Genomic DNA, 2,438 nt, shown 5'->3' with positions numbered 1-2,438 from the left:
GCTCCAGCTTTGTTTTATTCGACTGATGCTTAAACGACTAGGCACCGCCTAAAAAGATCTCAAATGGGTTCTATAAGATTAGTACAGATTCGCTCCAAGAGTTCCTGGCGTTCTTATCTGACAAGTGTCCGAGAACCTGAAATATTGCCCCCCTATGTAGTAGCAGATTTATATCAAAGACGCTGGCGAATTGAAGACGCATTTTATACCCCACATTCCGCAGATGTGTGTGGAATTTTTTTATCAGTTGTGAAAAGTTGGAGTCAAAAAGTTTTTCCGTTTAACTTATGCGGTTTTAACGTCACGGGTACCTGTCAAATCTCCCGAAATCAACTAAACTGAAATAGTTGATTTTTGGTAATTGCTCAACCCCCTTGACAAGAAGACGAGATAGACATTAGATCAAGGAATGGAAAAACTCCCCGACTTAAAGCAACTATCGAACGAGGCGAAAGAAGCCTTGATAGTAGAGCTATGGCAAGAAATCCAAAAACTCACCGCCGCTTTAGCCACTACAGGGGAAGCAAAACCAAATAAAGTTCCCACCAAAACCAGCAAAAATTCTAGCACTCCGCCGTCGAAGGGATTCAAGGCCAATATTAAGCCATCGAAAATTGAGGGGGTAAAAAGAGCCGGGAGCGTAGGAAGAGCAGGAGGGGGAAAAGAACTACATCCTCATCCCGACCAAACAATCATCGCCCAAGTCAAAAATTGCCCCCAGTGTGGAGAGAAAGTCACCGCCGCCGCACAAAAATTGCAATCCGTCTACGAAAAAATCGAACTACCCCCAATTCGCCCCATCGTCACCCGAATCGAACGTTATGGTGGTCAGTGTGCCTGCTGTCAGACCGAATATGTTGCACCAGTACCATTGGGAATGGAACCAGGTTCACCGTTTGGCCGGGAGATTCAAAGCTTAGTTACATATCTGCGTTACACTCATGCCATCAGCTACGAACGGCTATCATCCATATTGGCATCTGTCTTTGGACTCAAGATTGCAGTTGGAGCAATCGCCAACCTATTAGAGAAAGTCAAAACGAGTTTAGATGACCAAGTAACTCAAATACTCCATCGGTTGCGGCGGGCAAAATTAATTTGTTCAGATGAAACGAGTGCGAGAGTTAACGGACAAAATCAGTGGGAGTGGGTGTTTCAGAACCAGGATGTTTGTTTACACGTCATCCGCCCGAGTCGAGGGACTGGGGTAATTAACGAAGTTCTAGCAGAACACCGTCCCGATATCTGGGTGTCAGATTTATTTAGCGCTCAAAAAAATCACCCAGCCCCACAATGGCAAGTGTGTGAGTGCCCATCAACTGCGGGATTGCCAATATGCGATTGATGCAGGGGACAGAATTTTTGCCCCAGCGATGAAGAAGTTATTATTAAGGGCTTTTATCATCCATCGACGACGAGAAAAAATCGACGATGCCAGACTCAATCGATATCGAGAAAATTTACAGGAAAGATTAACGGGGATTTTGAATTTAGCGCCACACCATCCGGATGGTATCCGGTTACGAAAACGCTATGGTGGGCTAATTGACAATTTATTTCTCTTTCTGGAAGATGCGAAAATTCCACCCACGAATAATAGTAGTGAACAGGCGATTCGGATGAGTGTAATATTTCGCCGTGTGACTAATGGCTTCCGTTCGGAATGGGGGCGAGATTTGTTTGCTGCTGTTCGTTCAGTTGTTAATACTGGCAAGCGTCAGGGCTTGACGGCTTATCAATCTATTCAACAAGTTCTCTCTACTGATCGCTCCCTTTTTTCCCCTAGTTGAGCAATTACCTATTTTTTACCTGAATCCTTACGAGTTTTTTTAAAAGGTTTTGCCCGACATTGGAAAGTCGGAGCGAAAAAAAGAGTGGTTTTAGTAGTGGATGGAGTCGGATGGCATTTGAATGAAACCGTGAAAATCTTCAAGGGGATACATTTATATTGTCTGCCTTCACATTCACCCGAACTAAAACCTGCTGAAAGACTGTGACCATTAACAAATGAACCGATAGCCAATCGCTGTTTTAAAAACTTAGATGAATTAGAAGCAGTTTTATTCCAGGGGTGTCGCAAACTGTTAAATCTCAAACAGTTAATCCGTGGCCTGACTCATTTCTATTGGTGGCCGGAGGCAAAAGCTTAATCATGGTTAATCGACCGGACATGATATGATATTAGTCGAGCCACATTCTGGACACTGCATCGTTTCTCCCCTGATTTCATAGCTCCATTATGCAACGCCAGGGATGGAATCCCTGTGGTGCAACTGCGTCATAGACAGGCCGAAAAGGTGTAAGGGTAAAAAACCCTGAAGACTGCAGAGAATTAAGTCATCATCACCACCATATAGAAACAGAGGTCAAGCCCTCGGTCTATTAGTACGCCTCAGCTTCATCCCTCTCAGGACTTCCACTTAACGCCTATCAACGGG

The 2,438-nt window shown here is 44.4% G+C and carries 2 pseudogenes; both read left to right on the top strand.

Annotated elements, in window-relative coordinates:
* Positions 1-72 precede the first annotated feature (72 nt).
* Positions 73-210, top strand: a pseudogene (locus QUA04_RS29275) (IS4 family transposase); the annotation flags it as partial.
* A gap of 199 nt (positions 211-409) precedes the next feature.
* Positions 410-1,790: pseudogene (gene tnpC / locus QUA04_RS29270) on the top strand (IS66 family transposase).
* Positions 1,791-2,438 lie beyond the last annotated feature (648 nt).

Origin of the sequence: Microcoleus sp. S13_C5, assembly GCF_036700845.1 — a bacterium.
Lineage (GTDB): Bacteria > Cyanobacteriota > Cyanobacteriia > Cyanobacteriales > Microcoleaceae > Microcoleus.
This window is presented reverse-complemented; position numbering and strand designations above follow the sequence as displayed.